This is a genomic window from Paenibacillus sp. 7523-1 (assembly GCF_002276415.1).
GTDB classification, from domain to species: domain Bacteria; phylum Bacillota; class Bacilli; order Paenibacillales; family Paenibacillaceae; genus Paenibacillus; species Paenibacillus illinoisensis_A.
Genome location: NZ_NPBR01000028.1, coordinates 97,578 through 119,104 on the forward strand (window position 1 = coordinate 97,578; position 21,527 = coordinate 119,104).

A 21,527-nucleotide genomic window follows, 5' to 3' on the forward strand; every position below is an offset into this window, starting at 1 on the left:
ATGATTTATGGTTTAGGCTTGAAGTTATCCAGCCAATTGGTGGCGGCTTCCGTCCATTTTTGTGTAAAAGATCCCCGCTGCTCGCCGTCATTGAACTTGTGATAGGGCGCTACCTTATCAAACACTCCGGAGGAGAGAAAGATTAGCGTCAGGCAAGCCGCTACAGCATAATGAAAAACCTTGTGCTCCAGCCAGCGTCTGCTTCGGCCTGAACGTGATTTGCGCTTGCTTCCTGACTGGTTCAGATCCGTAATGCGCTCCATGATGGAATCCGCAAAGTGGGTCGGGTCCTCCAGTTGTGGCCATGTTTGATGAATCCCCATCGCTTCCAGATAGTTATCCAGGGCTTCCGGATCTTCAATGATAAACCTTTCCATGTTTACAGCTTGGTCACCGGTAACTCGTCCTTCAATATAATCCGTCCAGTCCTGCACACTGTACATCTCGTTTTTACTCACGCCACTCATCCTCCTTCCAATGACTTCTGATCCACTGCCGGGCACGGTACAAACGGGATTCCACGGTTTTGACAGCCACCTGGGCATCATGTGCGATCTGCTCATAATTTTTTTCGCTTAAATAATACGCAGTAATAATGTCCCTATGCTGGGCAGGCAGTTGATTAATTCGTTCACGCAGGGTTTCCTTGCGCTCTTCCCGAACGAGCCGGGCCAAAATATCTTCCTCGCTTCCAGGCAGGTTGATTATTCGTTCTTCTCCACCCAGATCTTCACTGCTTCGCCGGCCTAACTTGCGTTTTGCATCAATGGCTTTGTGAAAGGCAATTCGGGTAAGCCATGTTTTGAAGCCTTCGGAACGGTACTCGGGGAGAGATTTATACATCTGAATGAACGCCTCCTGAGCTGCATCCTGCGCCTCCTGATCGTTCCTGAGTACGGAATATGCCACATGATATACATGCTGGCTGTACTTATCGATCAACAAGCGAAACTTGGATGCATCCCCTTGACGGATTTGTTCGATTAAGCGCGCTTCATCAATGACTCTCCCCTCCTCTCCACTACAATAGACGACAACGTTCTGGGCTGCCCCTGCGTATTTATTTGAATTTTTTAAAAATTCTTATCATAACAGTGCCTGAATAGATGATGAGTTCATCAATCACTTCATTGTAGACATCCTTATTTCCTTCGAGCATCAAAAAACAGGCTCAGAATGTTTCTGGCCTGTTCCTTGATTTTCCTTTGCACTCAGACTAGCGTCCACCGCTGCGAAAACGCTGCGTGTATGCCTTCGCGTCCTGAACATTCTTCACCCGGTTGCGGCTCCACTCCAGCAAAATGCGGTCAATATAGCGGAAATGTACTTTACCGGCAAATACCGCCTCCTTCAGGGCCATCAATATCAGTTCTTCCTGATAACGGTCCTGATCCAGCCAGCTGGAGATCGTTTCGCATTCCATGGGTGAAAGCGGGCGACCAAATTCTTTCTCGAAGATGGAAAACATATTACGTTCTTCCTCTTCTATTTGAACACTGTTCGAATTAGGACGTGCTGTCATGCTCATTTGCTGCTGCCTTGCGGCTGCTGTATCTTCAGCAACACATGTTGCGAGTTTCGCATACAATCCATGCAAATCGTAACGCTCATACTGAATATCCCGCTCTTCGTCCCGATGCTCATCAATAGATATATACCCATCCCTCATCAACCGTTGGAGCATTCGGGCAATGCCTTCGGGGGCAAGTCCCATTCGTCCCGCCAGCTCTTCCAGGGTAGGAAACTCATTGAATTCTGCCTGACGGTAGCCGAGCAATTGAATCAGCAAAAGCACTTCGGCATCTGATAATCCGAGTTGGTGATAAAAACGCAACAAAGCATACGGGAGCTGTGCTGTCCCAGATGTTAACCCGTAAGCTACGCCACTGAGCCACGCTTTGGAGCCGGTTTCTTCCATAGACTCGCGATTAATCATTAAGGGTACAGACGGTAGAGCATACGCGGGAATGCAATTGTCTCACGTACATGATCCAACCCGCAGATCCATGCTACTGTCCGCTCCAATCCCAGACCGAATCCCGAGTGAGGTACTGATCCGTATTTACGCAGATCCAGGTACCATTGATATGCTTCGTCCGACAACTTGTGCTCTTCAAAGCGTTGCTGCATCAACTCGGGATCATCGATACGTTGAGATCCGCCAATGATTTCACCGTAACCCTCTGGTGCGATCATGTCAGCGCAGAGAACCACTTCTGGACGATTCGGGTCCGGTTTCATGTAAAATGCCTTGATGCCAGCCGGGTAATGCGTAATAAATACAGGCGTATTATACTTCTCCGCAATCGCTGTCTCGTGAGGAGCACCGAAATCTTCACCCCAAGGAATATCGAAGCCTTGTCCATTCAAGAACTCAATCGCCTCATCATACGTAATACGCGGGAATGGAGCTACGATCCCTTCCAGTTTGGATACGTCACGCCCGATGGATTCCAGTTCGGCACGGCTGTTTTTCACGACAGACTGAACCACGTGTGCAATGAACTTCTCTTGTACTCGCAAACTTTCTTCGTGATCCACAAATGCCATTTCCGGCTCAATCATCCAGAACTCGATCAGATGGCGGCGAGTTTTGGATTTTTCGGCACGGAATGTTGGTCCGAAGGAATATACTTTACCCAGCGCCATTGCCGCAGCTTCCATATACAATTGGCCACTTTGAGTAAGATAAGCATCCTCATCAAAGTATTTGATGTGGAACAGGTTGGTGGTTCCCTCAGCGGATGAAGGTGTCAGAATTGGAGGGTCAACCTGAGTGAATCCGTTACCATCAAAAAACTGCTGAACTGCACGGATGATCTCTGCACGAATCACCATAACAGCACGCTGCTTCGTAGAACGCAGCCATAGATGACGATGATCCATCAAGAAGTCCACACCATGCTCTTTCGGTGTAATCGGATAGTTTTCAGTCAAATGAATGATCTCCACGCCCGTAACCGTCATTTCATATCCGGATGCGCTGCGCGGTTCTTCACGAATAATTCCTGTTACATACAAGGAACTTTCTTGCGTGAGGCTTTTGGCATCATTCCATACCTCTTCGCTAACTTCACTCTTTACGACAACCCCTTGAATATATCCGGTTCCATCGCGCAGCTGCAAAAATTGAATTTTGCCGCTGGAACGTTTGTTATTAATCCAGGCACCGATCTTCACGGTTTCGCCCACATGCTCATTCACATTACGAATTACACAATCCGTACTCATGCCCATATCTCCCCTTGGTTCCTAAATTTGAAAATGCAGCGGGCAGGCGTTCGCCTGTCCCCTGCACTTCCTTGACATGCTATATTCACTTTACAATTAGATTACTTAGAATTCAATACGATTCGGTGTGTATCACGTGCAATCACCAATTCTTCATTGGTAGGTACAACGAGAACCTCAACCTTGGAGTTTGCTGTTGTGATTCGGCGTGGTTCGCCGGAACGGATGGCATTGAGAGCTTCATCCACTTCCACACCCAGGTAAGTAAGCTGTTCGCATACTTTTTGACGAAGAACGACGGAGTTCTCGCCCACACCTGCTGTAAATACAATCACGTCCACACCGTTCATTGCTGCCGCATACGAACCGATGTATTTACGCAAACGATATTCGTACATTTCGAATGCAAGGGTGGAGTTCGCATCACCGTTCTCCATTCCTTCCGTAATCTCACGCATGTCACTGCTGATGCCGGAGATGGCAAGCAGTCCGCTATGTTTGTTCAACATGGAGTTCACTTCGCTTACGCTCAGTTCTTCCTTGTTCATTACGTAAGGTACGATGGCCGGGTCAAGGTCACCACTGCGCGTTCCCATCATCAGACCTTCAAGCGGAGTCATACCCATGGATGTATCCACGGATACGCCACCTTTTACTGCCGTTACGCTACCACCGTTACCCACGTGGCAAGTGATGATTTTAAGATCTTCTACTGGACGGCCTAAATATTCAGCTGCAGTCTTGCTTACGTAGTCATGGGAAGTACCATGGGCACCGTAACGACGCACTTTGTATTTTTTGTACAGTACACGCGGAATCGCATAGAGATATGCTTTCTCAGGCATCGTCTGATGGAATGCTGTATCAAATACCATGACCTGAGGTACACCTGGCATATTGAGTTCAGCCGCACGAATACCCATCATTGCTGCTGGGTTGTGAAGTGGTGCCAAATCGAACAAGCGGCGAATTTCAGCCTTCGCTGCATCGTCAACCAGTGCGGATTCCTTGAAGGCTTCCCCGCCGTGAACGACACGGTGTCCAACAGCCTGAATCTCATCGACTGAACCGAGCACGCCATTTTCTTTATCTGTCAAAATATCGATAACTTTACGAATTGCCGTTGTATGCTCCAGAATTTCACTGACTTCTGTAACATCCTCACGGCCAGTCGGTTTGTGCGTAAGAATGGAGGAATCCATCCCGATCCGTTCAACCAGTCCTTTAGCGAGTACGGACTCATCCGTCATGTCATACAATTGATATTTAAGCGAGGAGCTCCCCGCGTTGATTACGAGTATTTTCACAGCCGGTCACCATCCTTGTCGTACTTGAAGAATCCTTCGCCCGTCTTAACTCCGAGATGTCCTGCACGTACCATTTTCTTCAATACGGTAGAAGGACGATATTTCAGCTCTCCGAATTCACGGAACATTCTTTCCAGTGCAGCTTCAACGGAATCTAATCCAAAACGGTCAGCCATTTCAAGTGGGCCATGTTGGAAGTTGTATCCGATACGCATTGCATCATCGATATCTTCAGCAGAAGCCACGCCCTCTTGAAGGACATGAAGAGCTTCATTGATCAACAGGCAGATCAGTCTGGACGTAACAAATCCCGGTGATTCGTAGATCATTACACCTTTTTTGTCTACAACCTCTTCCACAAATCTTCTTGTTTCCTCGAAAGTGGAATCGGATGTTTTCAAACCACGAATAATTTCTACAAGGTCAACCCGGGAAACCGGGTGAATAAAGTGCATACCAATAACACGCTCTGGGTATTTGGTCGAGCTTGCAAGCTCGGTCAAACTCAGCGTGGATGTGTTACTTGCAAGAATAACGTTGCTTGGGCAAACTTGATCCAATTGGCTAAATACCGCCTTTTTGGCTTCCAGGTCTTCCGAGATCGTTTCGATAACCATATCGCAAGATCCCAGTTCTGCCAGATGAGCTACTTTGGTAATACGGGATAAAATCAATTTTTTCTCGGCTTTGGTAATAGCCCATTTCTCTAATTGCTTATCGAGGTTTGTTTCAATCATGTCATATGCATGGTTAAGCTTCTCCGCCGTGTGCTCCACCAGAAGCACATCAAGTCCTTTGGCTGCAAGCATTTGGGAAATGCCTTGTCCCATGGTGCCGCCGCCGACAACTCCTATTTTTTTAAAAAACATGGTTCTGCTCCATCCTTTCGGTTCTCTATTTCTCTATTGTACCCTGTTCGCCGAAAATTACAAATTTCGACCCAACATATAATAATATCTTAGCACGAGTGAAAAGTAAAAAAAAATAACCGGCATAAATAAATTATGCCGGTAAAAGGGCGCTGTCACGAAATTGACAACGAAATTGCTCCCCAGACAAAACTTCTTCTCTCATCAGCGTATCCAATGAATTGTCGAATATTGTCCGTTGTTCTTCGAGCAGACGTTTGGTCTGATCCATCAGATCCTGCAATATCATTTTATTTTCGCGCATGAGCTCTTCTGTTGTAACCATATCCATGTTGACAATACCAAGCGAGGTCAGACCCGAAGCCATCATGGTCTGTACAACATTGGTCGCCTGTTCAAAGTCATTGCGTGAACCGGTACTGCGACCACCATAGTACATTTCTTCAGCTGCTGCACCGCCAAGTGCAATCATGATCTGTTCTTCCAGAAAACGCTTGGTGTAAAGGAATTGCTCCTGCTGCGGATTGTGACGCACATAACCGAGTGCCTGTCCACGCGGGCTGAGAGCAACCTGGCTAACGCTGCCAGGACGTACGAGCTCTGCCATGATGGCATGTCCCAATTCATGAATGGCGACCCGTTTTTTCTCTTCGACACTGGATTCACGATCTGTCTTCTCACCCATCATGACTTTATCAATCGCCAGAGACAAGTGGCGCTGTTCAATGTTGAGCAGTCCATCTCTCATGGCATAGATTGCTGCTTCATTCATGACACTTTCCAGCTGGGCACCTGAGAAGCCGTAGGATTCCTCTGCTGTTTTCTCCAGGCTTACCCCTTCCATAAGAGGTTTATTTACCGCATGGAGCTCTAAAATATGTTTTCTGCCCTTCTTGTCAGGAAGGTCCACCTGGATATGACGGTCAAAACGTCCCGGACGAGTTAAGGCGCTGTCCAGCATTTCCTTACGGTTTGTTGCCGCAATTACGAGAATGCGAGGTGTATCGGATGTATAAATTCCGTCCATTTCCGTCAACAGCTGATTGAGCGTCTGGTCATACTCACGCTGTTGACCGCCTTCACGTTTACCACCAATAACATCAATCTCATCGATAAAGATAATGGCGTTCTCTTTGTTTTCTTTGGCTGCACGTGTTCTAGCATCACGAAACAAATCACGGATTCTTCCTGCACCTACGCCGACGTACATTTCTACAAACTCACTGCCTGAAGCGGCAACGAATACGGAATCGGTATAATGTGCAGCCGCTTTGGCCATCAGGGTTTTCCCTGTTCCCGGAGGGCCCGTAAGCAGGATCCCCTTCAATGGACGAATACCGAACTTCTGAATTTCTTCATGTTTGATGAGAAAATCAAGAGCTTCCCGCAGCTCCTGCTTGGCACTATCCTGGCCGCCAATTTCCTCAAACGTCAGTTTGGATGGTCCTTTTTTCTTGCGCTTACGTTCCTGACCCGCTCCAACCGTAATGCCTCCACGCATCTGCATCATAAGCAGCAATCCGCCCACAACCGCTGCTGCGATCAGAATCGGAAAGATATTCACACCAATAAAAGCAAGAAAGATAATCAACACGGGGACAAAACCAATGGCAACTTCCTTCGTCCATTTAGGCATTAGGCCACACTCCTATCTGGCCGGGTACACGCGGCAGAATAATAAACTTGCTGGCATCTCCGTCTCTAAGACTTACATATACGTTATTATCATCCATGGCTGTATTCACTTGAATACCATTGGTCGCCATCTTGGATAATGTTGGTGTTATTTCGGTATACTGCTTGTTCTCCATCGCCTGAGCAACGGTAAACATCGCATCGCCCCACCAGTTCTCCAGGGCTTCGTTCGAATGATCAACGACATCAAGTTTCAATGAGCGAGAGCCGATCAGGGTCTGTCCTTCTTTCTGAATATATTGAACCAATCTGCCCAAATCTACATTTGGCTGCAAATCAAGTTTCAATTGTACATCATTGCGGTTAATAGTTAACTGAACATCATTAACCCCTTCATACTGGGTTACCATTTTTTCAATCGGATTCTGCATGGCCACCTGACGATACACAAACCAACCTCCAAACAACACAACGGCTGAAATGACGGCAGTTAAAGCAATAGGCAATACTTTTAGCTTCAAGTGAGTTTCCCCTCCCAAATTTTTGGCCCATCCCTATAGCTTATAGGCATAATATGAATTGTGTACGAATGACCTGTGATGTGCCCAACAGGTTTTATTCCTGTTTGATGTAACCTTGAATACATATTTGAGTATATCACATCGTATATACAATTTCGAAGGCGAAAATATGAATAAATTATTAATTTTAACTATTCAAATCCAGAATATTTTTCGAGATACGCCAAAAAACCGGATCAGGCGGGGTTCCGTCTGCCGGTTCTTTGAAGATTTTACCTAAAAATCTCTGAATATATGTTAACTGTTTGGAATCGTATAGACCAAGTCAACCTGTTCTCCATTGCTGAAGCGATAGAATCGATAATAGTTGTGCGTATCATCATTGTAATAAACTTGCCATACATAGACGCCATTGACGACTCCAGGCATAATTCGTTTGATCTCTCCGCCCGGTACGTCAGAGCTGAATCGATTGCGGACTTGTGCTTCCGATAACCCGTTCTGCAACAATTCACTGTGCACAGCATTACTTCCTGTGACCGGTTTATTGCTTGCATCAAATTTTACCCAGACAGCGATGTCCTGATTATCTTTATTTTTGGCCATCATCGTCCAGTAAATGTTATCTTCGCCTTCCTTTTGACCCCAAACGTATTTTCGAAGATCCTCATAAGAAGTTATCCCGAGCTGCTCCTGTGCCGCTTGAATAGCTAGCGCTTCTTCGTTGCGCTGGTCCTGGGTAATATAGACATAGAAGCGCTGTAATCCAAACAAAATCAAAACCAGGATGAGCAGCGAGATCCAGATCCATTTCTTTTTTCTTTTCAAAAGCCGAACTTCCTTTCCCCTTATGACGCTGCTGCTATTCTGAAATTAACGGGCGAGCAGTCCGTCAAATGCAAGTTGAGACTCGCGCAGAATGCGCTCTTCATCCATAGTAAGACATTCACCATGTTTCACCAGCTGTTTGCCGTCAACCCATACATGCTCCACATCCTTGGCTGAAGCCGAGTAAATGGTATGAGAAATCAGATCCGTGTGCGGATAGAAGTGTGCTTGTTCAATATTTAGTGCAATGAAATCAGCCTTCATGCCTACTTGGAGTGCTCCCGTATTGTTCAGGAAGATGGATTTGGCACCATACCCCGTTCCGAGCAGCAGCGCTTCCCCCGCTGGTACCGCTGTTGGGTCACCGGATACGCCCTTATGAATCAAAGCAGCCAGTCTCATCTCTTCAAACATATCCAGGTTGTTGTTGCTTGCAGGTCCGTCTGTTCCCAGAGATACGGTTACTCCAGCTTTCAGCAGATCCGGAACTCGCGCAACACCCGAAGCAAGCTTCAGGTTGCTTCCCGGATTGTGAGAGACCGCTACATCATGGCGTGCCAGAATTTCAATCTCCTCATCATTCAAATGTACAGCGTGAGCTACGAGAGAAGGACGAGAGAAGAAACCGAGCTTTTCCAAATGTGCTACTGGACGCAGACCATAATCCGTTACATTCTGTTCGACTTCGCGAAGGGTTTCCGACATATGGGTGTGCAGCGGCAGATCCAAATCATGTGCAACCTGTACCAGCTTCTCTATGTAATCCGGAGGGCAAGTATACGGCGCATGCGGTGAGATGATCGTCGTAATTCGACCACCAGCCTGTCCGTTCCACTCGCGTGCAAACGCAGCCGATTCCTGCAGTTTGCGCATTTGCTCTTCTTCAGAACAGAGACCAATGACACCACGTGCCAATGCGGCACGAATACCGGATTGTTCAACCACTTTTGCCACCTGATCCATATGATCATACATATCCAGGAATGCCGTTGTTCCGCCTTTCAGCATTTCTAATACAGAAAGGGAGGTACCCCAATACACGTCCTCAGACGTCATTTTAGCCTCCATAGGCCACATTTTCTCCTGAAGCCATACTTGCAGGGCCAGATCGTCCCCGTGACCTCTCAGAAGCGACATGGCTGCGTGACCATGCGTATTGATCAGACCCGGCAAAAAGACCAGTCCTTTGCCATCAACCTTCGGCAGGTTCTCATCTCCATCTTGCAGTGTCTCACCAATATGCACAATCTTGTCGTCTTCAACGACCATATATCCTTGAACTACAGTCCATTCCGTACCACTATTTACAGCAAATTTGCCGTTATGAATTACCCATCTATTTGTCGTCATCTTCCTCGTCGTCCTTTCCGTTCTCCAGATAATAAGCCAGGCTAAGCAGATCCGTTGTAAAATCAGCATGATGAATACGGACGTGCGGTGGTGTTTTCAAGATGGTTGGTGCAAAGTTCAGAATCGCTTCAATGCCGGATTCCACGAGCTGATCGGCTACGTTCTGAGCTTCGGTATCCGGAACGGTAATGATGCCAATACGAATATTATCTTTTTTGACCGAATCCGTTAGTTCATTCATGGGCTGTACCTTCAAGCTGTTAATCTGACTGCCGATCTTAGGGCCGTATGCATCGAAAACAGCAACAATTTTCATGTTGTCTTTCAGATAGGCATTGTAATTGGATAATGCATGTCCCAAGTTACCCGCCCCGACCAGAGCAACATTGATTTGCTGATCAATTTTCAAGATATGACGGATTTTTTCGATTAGATACGATACGTCATATCCAATGCCTTTGCGACCGAAGTCCCCAAAGTATGCAAGGTCTTTGCGAATCTGGGCAGGATTAAGATCCAGTCGTAGTCCCAGTTCCTGTGATGACACCGTGCCTACCTCACGTTGATGCAGTTCACTCAAATAACGTAAGTAAACAGGCAATCTGCGTACCACAGCTTCCGAAATTTTATCTGATTTCATTACATTGCTCCCCCTTACCAAGGCCACGATAGATAAATAAAAATGTAGCATCCCGCATAACCGTTTTCGTCTCCGAATGAAATTATGCAAGATGCCTTATGAAATATAAAGTTAAAAGTGCTTCAAGAATGAATCACACTCTAATAAAGTTTACAGCGAGAAGCCCTTATTACGCAACGACGTCATACTTAATTCGCCGTAGTTTCATCCTGTGCTGGTGTTTCCAACCACTCGCTAATCCGTGGAACCATCTGTTCAGTCAGCATATGTTCCATTTTGGGACCGGGTAATGAATATAGGAAATACTTTCCGTAATAAGACTCAATCACCCGCGTATCGTAAACGATGACAATGCCCCGATCCTTGGCTGTACGAACAAGTCTGCCGAATCCCTGCTTGAAACGGATGACAGCCTGTGGAACAGACAGCTTCATAAACGGATTCTTTTTCTGCTCCTGCAGCAGTTCACTCTTCGCCTCGACAAGCGGATGGTTCGGCGGCTGGAAGGGCAATCTCACAATGGCCAGACAGGTTAGCGCCTCGCCAGGGATATCCACCCCTTCCCAGAAACTGCTGGTGCCCAGCAGAACGGTTGCTTTTGCATCCTGGAACCTGCGGGTTAACTTGGAACGACTGCCACTATCAACGCCTTGACCCAGCAGCGAAATATCGTTACCCGACAGTGCTTCTTTTAATGGGTCATAGACCTGGCGCAGCATTCGGTATGAAGTAAAGAGCACCATCATACGGCCCCTTGTCGCAATAGCCGTTTCGGCCAGAGATCTTACGAGCATGTCGACAAAGTGAGCATCCCCCACGCTGCCTTTTACACTTGGGAAATCACGAGGGATGACCAGCAAAGCTTGGTCCCTATACCGGAATGGCGACGGCAGCATGGACGTCAGCAAACGGTTATTATCGGCTGCCTCCTGCAAGCCAAGCTGTTCAATCATGAACTGGAATGACTTATCGACCGAGAGCGTAGCGGAAGTTAGGACAACGCTTTTCTTTTTATCGAAGAACATGTCCTTCAACTGCGCACTGACATCGACAGGAACGGCATAGAGCTGCAGTGATTTGCTGCGGAATTGGCCGCTTGCCTCCATCCAGTATACCGTTTTGGCATCATCCATTCGCATGAAGAAACGAAGGTTTTCTTTGAGCGTTGCCAAATCCTTAAGCAGACCTGTAATGTCCGTGATCAAGCTATCCGATTGATAGTCGTCCTGGTCTTCTTTGACTTCAAGAAGCAGCTTGTCTCCCTTACGGATCAAGTCCCCCAGTGTGACATAAATCTGGTTTTCGTAATCCTGGAGCTCCTGCCACTTCGTCGGTTTCATTGAAGGCTTCAGTCTGAGGGAAAATTGCCCCGTTTCTCCCGGAGAAGCATCACTCCGCTCAGGCAGCAGGCTAAACAAGGCATCGCTCAAACGATCCCACATCTCTTTGACTTCAACAGCAAGCGGGAACATCTGGTCAATGACTGAGCCCCACTGCATCGAATTCTCATGACCCGCCAGTTGTGTACGCAACATGGGAAGCTGACCGTTCCGACTATCCTTAAACAATCGGGTCAGGGTATGAACCAACGTGAAATATTTCATGTGTAGACCCAAGTGCTTACCCGCCACATCCTCGAGATGATGAGCCTCGTCAATGACAAGACTATCATAAGCAGGGAGCAGCTGATGAGCTGCTTTTACATCCGTAAACAGTTTGGAATGATTCGTAATGACGATATCGGACAATCCTGCTTCATGCTTCGCCCGGTGGTAGAAGCACTTCCTGAACCACGGACAGGAACGTCCCAGACAGGATTCCGATTCACTCTGTACAGTTTCCCAGAAGTCCCCACCGCGCGCACTGAGGTTCAGCTCCTCGTCATCTCCAGTCTCTGTCTGGGTGAGCCACACAATCATCTGAGCCGCTGTAAAATAATCTTCTTTCGGTGTAGCAAACTCACGTTTGTTGATCTTGTGCTCAAACTTCCGCAGACACAGATAGTGTCCCCGACCTTTGAACACGGCAGCCTTAAACGGAAAAGGAACCACTTTGGTCAGCAGCGGGATATCACGCTCCCGAAGCTGTTCCTGCAAGTTGATTGTATGGGTGCTAACCATTACCTTTCGTTCCTGCTTCACACTTTCATATATCGCCGGCAGCAAGTACCCCAGGGATTTCCCTGTACCTGTACCTGCTTCAATTAACAAATGCTTTTCTTCGTCCAGCGCCTGCCTTACACTGCTGAACATCTGTGTCTGTGCCTCGCGTTCTTCATAGTGATCCAGTGTATCCTGCAGATTGGCCCGGACCTGATCCATATACTGCTCAAAACTTACACCTTCAAGCGGATTACCTTCGCGTTCATCGCGTGGAGCACCGATCTCGGTCCAGTCACTCACATTCAAGGCCAATTGGCGGTAATACGTATGTCCATCCAGATCCTGTATAGGCTCTGCTTCCTTCTCACTGCGCATGCCGTCGAAGAACCAGCCCAGATCACTGTCCTCAGGTGCAAACAAGTCGCTGAGACGCTGTATCGTAATCAATGGCAGTTGACGCAGTTCATCCAAACACTTCAGGAGCACATAGGCTGTTGCTAGGGCGTCACTGTCTGCCTGATGAGGGCGGTCATGCTGGAATCCGAATTCAGAAGATACATACCCCAATTGATAAGAACCAAGTGAAGGAAATGAAATTTTGAGAAAATCAATGGTATCCAGAATACGTCCGGTGAACGGCAAGTAGCCGCATCGGTCAAGCGCATTCTGAAGGAAATGAAAATCAAAAGCCACGTTGTGTCCCACAAGGACAACATCGTCTAGCAGCGGAACCATCTCCATCATCATCTCTTCGAGTGAAGGAGCGTTCGCCACATCTTCGTCAGTAATCCCGGTTAATCCCGTGATAAACGGAGGAATAGGTACACCAGGGTTTACATAAGAACTATATATTTGAGTTATGCTGTAGTCATGATCTATGATGGCAAGTCCGGCTTGTATAATCTCACCATCGGACTGCGTGCCGGTTGTTTCGAAATCCAATACGGCAAATTTCATTGCAATGTACAAGTCCCTTCCATTCCAGTCTATGTTACAGCATAGCAAAAAAACGGGCATTTGAAAATTAACTGACAAAAAAGGCGGTGTTCCCTCCATGGTCTTAAAGGAGAAAACACCGTCTTGATGCTGCTGCTCTGCACTTGAAGTTCAAGTACAGTCAGCTTATTCCATATTGCAGTTGTCCGCTGTTCAGCCTGCAGGCTTCCATATTATACAACGGTTCGGTCAACGTCGGGTCATGCTGGAGTGCCTGAGCAAACAAGGAACATGCTCCTTTGGGATTCGCCATCTTCGCTTCGAGGCAGCCCAGCGCATTGCAGGCTAGCCCCTTCAGCCTCGGAGAACCATTCAGGTGCACAATGAGCCGCAAATGACTTCCCGCTTCTGCGGTTTGATTGAGGTTCATATGCGCAAGTCCCAGATAGTACCGAGTCAGTGCACTATCCGGATATTCGGCAATAATTTGTGAGAACTGCATAATCGCCTGTGGATACATCTGTAACTTGAAGTATCCCTGACCGCGACTAAATGATTCCAAATGGATTTCAGGCAGAGCAGTGACCGCTTCCTGTTCCGGTTGGAGTGCCACCGGCTGTTCTAAATCCCTGACCTGACTCATCTTCTCCTCAAACATCAGCCACTCATCAATCATCCCGTCACTCATCCGCTTCAGCAAGTTCCACTTTTGCAGCAGTTCCTGTTTGTTCAGACCTTCAGCGGAAGGGTAGCGCTTGATAATTTCATCTAACATGTCGTTCATTTCGGCGAAAACATGCTGGAACATCGATGCATCCCCACCCTTGAAAAAATGGATTAGTGCGTGACCTGTACTCATTTTTTGCAAGGTGGACCGATTTCATTCCCCTTACCAGTGGATTACATAATTGTCGCGTGAACTTCCTGCTTCATGGTCTGCACAGGTTTGTTTTGACCGTCTACAAAGACCACAGTAGGTTTGTGCGTATTCGCTTCTTCCTGAGACATCATTGCATATGAAATAATAATAACCGTGTCTCCTGGCTGCACAAGACGTGCAGCTGCACCATTCAGACAGATTACTCCGCTGCCTCGTGGTCCGGGAATGACATAGGTCTCGAGCCGCGCACCATTGTTGTTGTTTACAATTTGTACTTTTTCATTTTCCATCAGATCAGACGTTTCCATCAGATCTTCATCAATGGTAATGCTCCCCACATAATTCAGGTTGGCTTCCGTAACGGTGGCACGGTGAATTTTGGATTTCATCAATGTTCTAAACATGGGACAGTACCTCCGCTCTTTGCAATCTTGTATTATCAATCAGTCTCGTTTTGCCAAATTTCACAGCCAGCGCAACCAGGATATCATCTCGTCCATGCACTTTTTCCTGATCAGCAAGCGGCTCCAGACTCGGAAAAGCCTGAATCTCGGCATAATCAATAACAGCACGGGACGAACGCCCGATGTTCTCCCGCAGAATGCGTCGTATATCCGCAGCAGTGGTGTCAGCACTTGTATCCACTGCTTCTTGAGCCGCACGCAGGGCCTTGGACAAGACCAGAGCTTCCAGGCGATCTTCAGCACTCAAATAGACATTACGCGAACTAAGTGCCAAGCCATCCTGCTCCCGTACAATCGGACATGGAACAATCTCAACAGGCATATTCAGATCATTGACCATTTGCTGGATGACTGCTACCTGCTGTGCGTCTTTCATTCCGAAAAATGCTCGCTGTGGCTGCACAATGTTAAACAGCTTCGACACCACTGTTGTTACTCCGTCAAAGTGTCCTGGACGGGAAGAACCGCACAGCCGTTCAGTCAAACTCGACACCGATACTGTGGTTTGTGTCTGCTGTGGATACATCTCTTCAACGGAGGGAATAAATACGATATCCACTCCCTGCGCACGCGCCGTCTCCACATCCCTGGCTTCATCCCGAGGGTAGCTGTCAAAGTCTTCATTTGGCCCAAACTGAATCGGATTTACAAAAATACTTAATACGACTATATCACTTTGCTGTTTGGCAGCATGCATCAGGCTTGCATGACCTTCATGAAGATATCCCATTGTAGGCACCAAGCCTACAATAGACTCTCTGGATTGTGCAGCTTGACGCTTCAAACTAATTTCCTGTCTAAGCTCTGTGATGGTCCGAATCACTTTCATGAGTTACTCTCCACCTTTTTCTTTGCGATGTCCATACAGCTGCTCTACAACGCCGTCTGCGGCAGTAAATACATGCTCCTCCGCAGGGAAGGAACGGTCTTTGACTTCCTTGACATAAGCTCCAATGCTGTTGCGAATCAGAGTACCTACATCGCCGTATGTTTTGACAAAGCGTTTCGGCATGTAAGGAGAGGCATACTGAACCACATCATGGAATACCAAAACCTGACCGTCACATCCACGTCCAGCTCCAATACCAATTGTGGGAATGGACAGTTCCTCCGAAATAGCTCTTGCCACTTCTTCGGTAACGAGTTCAAGCACAATCCCGAAGGCTCCCGCTGCTTCGAGTGCCTTCGCTTCATCCATTAGTCTTCTGGCATCCGCTGCATCCTTACCCTGGATCCGATATCCCCCGATCTGATTCACCGATTGCGGTGTCAGTCCGATGTGTCCCAGAACCGGTACTCCCGCCTGCACCACAGCCTTGACGGTATCCGCAATCTCCACGCCGCCTTCCATTTTGACTGCATGCGCATGACCTTCCTGCATCAAACGACGAACACCCTTCAGAGTTTCATCCACGCTGCCATGGTAGGTAATGAACGGCATATCCGCTACGATGAATGTACTTCCTGCACCCCTCACAACCGAGCGGGTATGATATACCATATCGTCTATCGTCACAGGCAGGGTGGAATCATAACCCAGTACGACATTGCCGAGCGAATCCCCGACCAAAATCATGTCAATGCCTGCTTCTTCCGCAAGCAGAGCCGTGGGATAATCGTAAGCCGTAATCATGCTGAGCGGCACGCCATCCTGCTTGTATTTTTTCATTTTTACAATATTCAATGCTTGTTTGTTAGCCATTTTCTTTATGGCTCCTTTCTACTTTTCATTTAAGAACGCAACAAAAAAACCTTTTAGTTTTCCACTAAAAAGTCCCGAAAAGTCAAAAAAGAGTCACTTGCGATCGTCCCTTCTGTCTCGGTCCTCTTCGGCTCAGAGCAGAATCCAACAACTCACTTAACACATTTTCCATTTTGCTATGCATCTGTTCATGATCAAGCCAATCAGGCATACTGTTGCCGGAGTGCAATTCGGTCTGCAATAGCCGATATCGCCTCACGAACACAGTATACCAAAGATCAGCCCAAACTTCACGTGTTATGTTCATTATCTTAGTGGAAATTCGACAATTTCCTTAATCGATCAATGATATTTCTCCTGATACAACGGTTATGCGCTCGCCATTTTTCTTCTCTACAATCAAAGCCCCTGAAGGATCTAACCCAATGGCTGTTCCCTCAATATCTCCCTGCGGGTTTGAAACCTTCACTTCCCGATGAATCGAGACGGAGAGAGCTTCCCACAATGACGCGATTACACCGAAACCTTCCCTTTGATACAAAAGGTAAAGATGTTCCATCTCATTCAAAATGGCAGCAGTTAACTTCGTTCGATCCACCTGCTGTCCGGTCTCGACTTTGATTGAAGTCGCAATGGACGTCAGATCCTCCGGATAATCCGTAAGATCAAAATTCACATCTACCCCAATACCTGCAATGCAGTATCGCAGTTCATGGTCTTCTACCGCTGACTCAAGCAGGATGCCACACATTTTGCGACCGTTAATCAGAAGGTCATTCGGCCATTTGATGCCTGCATCGGCCCCCGTATGGGCCCGGATAGCCCGGCAGACGGCTACCCCCGTCAGTAATGTCAGCTGTGGCGTATTCCGCAGTGGCTGCTCCGGACGCAGCAATATGCTCATCCAGATCCCTTTGCCAGGAGGTGAGAACCATTTACGCCCGAATCTTCCCCGTCCACCTGTTTGTTCCTCGGCAAGAACTACCGCACCTTCTGCCTGACCCTGTTCGGCCATTTGCTGAACATCGCCTTGCGTAGACAAGGTTGAATCTAGGATGAGTGCTTTACGGCCAAACACAGATGTTTGCAGAGCCAGTTGAAGGCCCGCTGCATCAATACTGTCTGGTCTCGTAAGTAGGCGGTACCCTTTGCGGGAGACAGCCTCAAATTCGTATCCGAGATCGCGCAGCTTGTTCACATGTTTCCAGACTGCTGTTCTGCTAATGGACAGGTTCCGGCTGATCTCTTCCCCTGATACAAATCGTCCATCCGCATTCATGAGCATATGTAACAGTTCTTCATGCTTGGTCATCTGCAGCCACCCGTTTCACTTCAGCGGTCAGCGCTTCATGCTGATTCGCTATATTTCCAATCGCTGTTTCACGTAACAAATGCTTCATCAATCGGCCCAGCCAAGGCCCCCCCTTGCGCTCGAGTAGTCCTAGAACATTTTCTCCGGTAATATGGAGCTCCTTCAGCTCATGAACCGGCATGGATCGACTCCACTCCGCTGCGTTAGCAAGAATCGCTTGGTATGACGCCTCTGCTGAAGCGGAAAGGAGATGGCCAGCGGGGAGAATAAGTTGAATCTTGAGCCAATCCGCAGCGGCTTGACGTCCGCACGTCAGTTCAGCACTAATCCACTCCGATCGTAATAACAATTGATCCTTATGGTTCTGAACAACCGTCTTCAGTAACTCATCAAACTGTAAAACCCCGGTAATGCGCAAACGATCATCGTTGGAAAATGTCCACTTGCGCAGTAAAGCGTCAGCTTCATCCTTCTTATATTGACCTGCGATCAGCAGAAGCGACCAGCGCAGTAAGGAATCATGATCTTTCAGTTCCCCGATTCGGAGTAGTAGGTTCCTATTGAATCGGCTGCCTTGCACCGGAGCCTTGATATATTCCAGTATTTTACTGTGCAGCAGCAAATCCAAACCTCGCAGCGGATGTGGACCAGCCATCATCTTCACCATTTCGGTACGAACTCGCTCCATGGCAATATGTTGCAGCAAGTCTCTCTGCTTCATAAGACCTTTCCACGTGTTATAGGCAATGCTGAAGTCAAAAACCGAAGCAAACCGGACACACCGAAGCATGCGAAGCGCATCCTCACCGAACCGCTCACTCGCTGCGCCCACACATCTGACTCGTTCTTCACGAATATCCACTTGTCCACCAAAAGGATCAACGATTGTACCCCTTCTATCCATGGCCAGGGCATTCATCGTAAAATCACGACGCTGCAGATCTTCTTTGATATCCTTGACAAACTGGACTTCAGACGGTCTTCGATTGTCTTTGTATTCCGATTCCGTACGGAATGTTGTGACTTCGAAGTAATACCCCCCTGAACGTACAGTAACCGTCCCGTGCTGAAGTCCTGTCGGAATACAGTCTGCAAACAGTTCCATCACTTGTTCAGGAGATGCTGAGGTTGTAATATCCATATCATCTACATTGCGACCCAGCAGCTCATCCCGAACACAGCCACCAACCCAAAAGGCATCATAGCCCTCTTCATTCAACTTGAGCAGCACCTGTTCACTCTGCTCAGCCATCTCAAGATCAACCCTTGTCCATTGCACCAAACCAATCACCTCATTGCTTGCCTGTTGCTTGATCATTCTGTATCGCTGCTTCTATCGAATAAATGGAAGTTCAACCGCAAACGGGTTTTAGATTGGGAACTTCTCTTCCCAGTACCCGATAGTATATTTGTTCATATTCATGACGGATGGCATCATTGCAAAAATCATGATGTGCCCTATGAAGACAGGCTTCTCTGAAATCTGCTGCCAGTCGATCGTCGGTCAACAAGCGAATGGCGTTCTCAGCCATGGACTGTGTATCGCCGATCGGTGCTAAAAACCCGGTTTTCCCATGTAATACGAGTTCAGGAATTCCTCCTGCCTGTGATCCAACGGTCGGCACACCGCAGGCCATCGCTTCCAGGGCCACAAGTCCGAAGCTCTCTTTTTCCGAAGGAAGCATTAGGATGTCTGCCATGGAAATGACTTGTGCAATGTCATCCTGTTTACCCAGAAAATGAACTTTGTCATTCAGGCCCAATTCATTAATTTTCCATTGGATTTTAGGCAAATCCGGCCCCTCTCCAACAAACAGCAATTTGGCTGGAACCTGCTCCTGAACCTGACGGAAAACTTCAACAACGTCCTGTGTCCGCTTCACCGGGCGGAAGTTGGAGATATGCATCAATATTTTCTCGTTTGGAGCCGCAAAATCCCTGCGCAGACTTGCTGCATCCCGAGGATAATAAATTCGTTTATCAATAAAATTATATGTCAAATCAATCGGACGTTGAATGTCCAGAAGTTCAACCGTCTCCCGAATCAAATCCTGTGAAACCGCGGTTACCGCATCACTCTCGTTGATCGCAAGCCGAATGAGATCTTTCAGGGATTCATCCTGTGCCAGTACGGTAATATCTGTACCATGCAGAGTTGTGACAACCTTCAGATCGTCGCCCACCATCTGTTTGGCCAGGAAAGCACATACTGCGTGGGGAACTGCATAATGCACATGCAGCAAATCAAGCTGCTGGGTTTTGGCCACTTGAGCCATCTTGGTTGCCAAGGACAGGTCGTATGGCGGATAGCGAAATACATAATAATCATTCACTTCAACTTCATGGTAAAAAATATTTTTCTGAAAAGTACCCAGTCGGAACGGAATACTATTCGCAATAAAATGAACCTGGTGACCCTGTTCGGCAAGCAATTTGCCGAGCTCCGTTGCGACAACGCCAGACCCTCCGAGGGACGGATAACAGGTGATACCAATCTTTAGCTTTTGATCCATCCGGTGGACGCTCCTTTAATCTCCCGCGTGTGCGAGTTGATGTAATGCAACGGAATTTATATTTATATTTATATTAGGGTAAGAACTTGCGCAGCAACATATTATCTAGCTGCTGCGCCAAAGTGCCCAACGACATAAGGTGTAATACTCGCAAACCCTTCTGCGAAAGAAATCAAACTCCGCTGACCCAGCAAGGAGTCCCGAGCTCTTACGCGTTCGATATACCCCTGATTCAACGGAGTAGAGACCGTTCCTGCCCCTATCTCAAATTGGGAACGATAACTGAGCAGCGATTTTTCCTTTTGCTCATAGTGTTCCGTAATATCGACAATCAAATCCACTGGTCCCATATCGTTAATGAAGTAAAAATACAGCTCCTTCACTTGGGTGGCAGGCATGTCCGGCATATAATTACGCAGCTTGGCATTGAACACCGCTTCCTGCACAAGCTTGCTGCACATGACATGATCCGGATGACGATCTTCCCAATAGGGTGCAAATACAATTTTCGGGGCATGCCTTCGAATCTCAGCCGTCACTGCCTGTATGTGCTGAGGGGTTATGTATAAACCACGATCCGGCAAGCCCAAATTGGTTCGACACGAAAGACCGAGGACGCGGGAGGCTTCCTCCGCTTCCTCGGCTCTGCGCTCTACAGTCCCGTTGGACGACATTTCTGCTTTTGTCAGATCACACACGCCCACTTTCAATCCCGCTGCAGTATGTTTGGCGATTGTTCCCCCCATACCAATCTCCGCATCGTCTGCGTGTGCTCCGAAAATCAGAATATCAAGACTCATTCGGAATCACCTGTTGTGACTCCAGCTTCCGGTTTGTATTTATGCACGAGCTCTCTCCAAGCAAAATCGCCGCGATCCAATGCCTTAACCAGAATTTCAGCCGTTGCAATGTTGGTTGCGAGCGGAATGCCCTGTACATCACACAAACGAAGCAATGCATTAATATCGGGTTCGTGTGGCTGAGCCATCAGCGGATCACGCAGGAAAATAATTAGATCCATCTCATTCTGCGCTACTAAAGCACCAATCTGCTGGTCTCCTCCAAGCGGACCTGATTCAAACCGGTGAATCTTCAAGGAAGTTCCTTCCATAATGCGAAGTCCGGTGGTGCCTGTCGAATACAATTGGTGGTCTGTAAACACGGGTTCATAAGCTGTAACAAAGTTTACCATCTCTTCTTTTTTGCGATCATGGGCAATAAATGCAATTTTCAACAT

21 protein-coding genes are annotated in these 21,527 nt (G+C 47.6%); all 21 read right to left on the minus strand.

The annotated features are described in order from the left end of the window. Nucleotides 1-5: 5 nt before the first annotated feature. The gene (locus CHH60_RS26260) at nucleotides 6-458 is read right to left on the minus strand and encodes a hypothetical protein (protein ID WP_095361891.1); all 453 of its coding nucleotides are present in this window, start codon (nucleotides 456-458) and stop codon (nucleotides 6-8) included. Continuing rightward, nucleotides 451-945, minus strand: a complete 495-nt coding sequence (locus tag CHH60_RS26265; RefSeq protein WP_227779808.1) for an RNA polymerase sigma factor — start codon at nucleotides 943-945, stop codon at nucleotides 451-453. Before CHH60_RS26265 ends, CHH60_RS26260 begins: the two co-directional genes overlap by 8 nt. A 271-nt stretch (nucleotides 946-1,216) precedes the next feature. Further along, nucleotides 1,217-1,918: a DnaD domain-containing protein gene (locus CHH60_RS26270; RefSeq protein ID WP_095361893.1), complete on the minus strand. Its 702-nt coding sequence runs from the start codon at nucleotides 1,916-1,918 to the stop codon at nucleotides 1,217-1,219. Nucleotides 1,919-1,935: 17 nt separating this feature from the next. After that, entirely contained in the window at nucleotides 1,936-3,231 is a 1,296-nt protein-coding gene (gene asnS, locus CHH60_RS26275; RefSeq protein WP_095361894.1) for an asparagine--tRNA ligase, read from the minus strand. 101 nt (nucleotides 3,232-3,332) lie between these two features. Next, on the minus strand, nucleotides 3,333-4,538 hold the full coding sequence (locus tag CHH60_RS26280; protein WP_095361895.1) for an acetate/propionate family kinase: 1,206 nt from the start codon (nucleotides 4,536-4,538) through the stop codon (nucleotides 3,333-3,335). Beyond that, nucleotides 4,535-5,407 (minus strand): 3-hydroxyacyl-CoA dehydrogenase family protein, encoded by an 873-nt coding sequence (locus CHH60_RS26285; protein ID WP_095361896.1) that lies wholly within the window; start codon nucleotides 5,405-5,407, stop codon nucleotides 4,535-4,537. Before CHH60_RS26285 ends, CHH60_RS26280 begins: the two co-directional genes overlap by 4 nt. A gap of 133 nt (nucleotides 5,408-5,540) precedes the next feature. Continuing rightward, nucleotides 5,541-7,043 (minus strand): AAA family ATPase, encoded by a 1,503-nt coding sequence (locus CHH60_RS26290; RefSeq protein ID WP_095361897.1) that lies wholly within the window; start codon nucleotides 7,041-7,043, stop codon nucleotides 5,541-5,543. Further along, nucleotides 7,036-7,563 carry a hypothetical protein gene (locus CHH60_RS26295; protein ID WP_095292793.1) on the minus strand — a complete coding sequence of 176 codons (528 nt, stop codon included), beginning with the start codon at nucleotides 7,561-7,563 and terminating at the stop codon, nucleotides 7,036-7,038. The genes CHH60_RS26290 and CHH60_RS26295 overlap by 8 nt, the downstream gene beginning before the upstream one ends. A 297-nt stretch (nucleotides 7,564-7,860) precedes the next feature. Then, nucleotides 7,861-8,391, minus strand: a complete 531-nt coding sequence (locus tag CHH60_RS26300) for a hypothetical protein (RefSeq protein WP_095361898.1) — start codon at nucleotides 8,389-8,391, stop codon at nucleotides 7,861-7,863. Between the two features lie 45 nt (nucleotides 8,392-8,436). Continuing rightward, nucleotides 8,437-9,741 carry an amidohydrolase gene (locus tag CHH60_RS26305; RefSeq protein ID WP_095361899.1) on the minus strand — a complete coding sequence of 435 codons (1,305 nt, stop codon included), beginning with the start codon at nucleotides 9,739-9,741 and terminating at the stop codon, nucleotides 8,437-8,439. Then, nucleotides 9,728-10,381 carry a redox-sensing transcriptional repressor Rex gene (locus CHH60_RS26310; RefSeq protein WP_095292800.1) on the minus strand — a complete coding sequence of 218 codons (654 nt, stop codon included), beginning with the start codon at nucleotides 10,379-10,381 and terminating at the stop codon, nucleotides 9,728-9,730. The genes CHH60_RS26305 and CHH60_RS26310 overlap by 14 nt, the downstream gene beginning before the upstream one ends. A 188-nt stretch (nucleotides 10,382-10,569) precedes the next feature. Next, nucleotides 10,570-13,440: an ATP-dependent DNA helicase DinG gene (dinG, locus tag CHH60_RS26315; protein ID WP_095361900.1), complete on the minus strand. Its 2,871-nt coding sequence runs from the start codon at nucleotides 13,438-13,440 to the stop codon at nucleotides 10,570-10,572. A 160-nt stretch (nucleotides 13,441-13,600) separates the two neighbouring features. Further along, nucleotides 13,601-14,278 carry a tetratricopeptide repeat protein gene (locus tag CHH60_RS26320; RefSeq protein WP_309147212.1) on the minus strand — a complete coding sequence of 226 codons (678 nt, stop codon included), beginning with the start codon at nucleotides 14,276-14,278 and terminating at the stop codon, nucleotides 13,601-13,603. A gap of 41 nt (nucleotides 14,279-14,319) precedes the next feature. Continuing rightward, entirely contained in the window at nucleotides 14,320-14,703 is a 384-nt protein-coding gene (panD, locus tag CHH60_RS26325) for an aspartate 1-decarboxylase (protein WP_095292807.1), read from the minus strand. Continuing rightward, complete coding sequence (gene panC, locus CHH60_RS26330) at nucleotides 14,696-15,592, minus strand: pantoate--beta-alanine ligase (RefSeq protein ID WP_095361902.1); 897 nt, start codon at nucleotides 15,590-15,592, stop codon at nucleotides 14,696-14,698. Before panC ends, panD begins: the two co-directional genes overlap by 8 nt. Before the next feature lie 3 nt (nucleotides 15,593-15,595). Continuing rightward, nucleotides 15,596-16,465, minus strand: a complete 870-nt coding sequence (panB, locus tag CHH60_RS26335; RefSeq protein ID WP_095361903.1) for a 3-methyl-2-oxobutanoate hydroxymethyltransferase — start codon at nucleotides 16,463-16,465, stop codon at nucleotides 15,596-15,598. Nucleotides 16,466-16,799: 334 nt separating this feature from the next. Then, nucleotides 16,800-17,777 carry a biotin--[acetyl-CoA-carboxylase] ligase gene (locus tag CHH60_RS26340; protein WP_095361904.1) on the minus strand — a complete coding sequence of 326 codons (978 nt, stop codon included), beginning with the start codon at nucleotides 17,775-17,777 and terminating at the stop codon, nucleotides 16,800-16,802. Then, nucleotides 17,764-19,095, minus strand: coding sequence for a CCA tRNA nucleotidyltransferase (locus CHH60_RS26345; protein WP_095361905.1), 1,332 nt, complete (start codon nucleotides 19,093-19,095; stop codon nucleotides 17,764-17,766). Before CHH60_RS26345 ends, CHH60_RS26340 begins: the two co-directional genes overlap by 14 nt. A 34-nt stretch (nucleotides 19,096-19,129) precedes the next feature. Beyond that, complete coding sequence (gene bshA / locus CHH60_RS26350) at nucleotides 19,130-20,290, minus strand: N-acetyl-alpha-D-glucosaminyl L-malate synthase BshA (RefSeq protein ID WP_095361906.1); 1,161 nt, start codon at nucleotides 20,288-20,290, stop codon at nucleotides 19,130-19,132. Between the two features lie 101 nt (nucleotides 20,291-20,391). Further along, nucleotides 20,392-21,090, minus strand: a complete 699-nt coding sequence (gene bshB1, locus CHH60_RS26355; protein ID WP_095361907.1) for a bacillithiol biosynthesis deacetylase BshB1 — start codon at nucleotides 21,088-21,090, stop codon at nucleotides 20,392-20,394. Further along, nucleotides 21,087-21,527, minus strand: a complete 441-nt coding sequence (gene mgsA / locus CHH60_RS26360) for a methylglyoxal synthase (RefSeq protein WP_095292821.1) — start codon at nucleotides 21,525-21,527, stop codon at nucleotides 21,087-21,089. The genes bshB1 and mgsA overlap by 4 nt, the downstream gene beginning before the upstream one ends.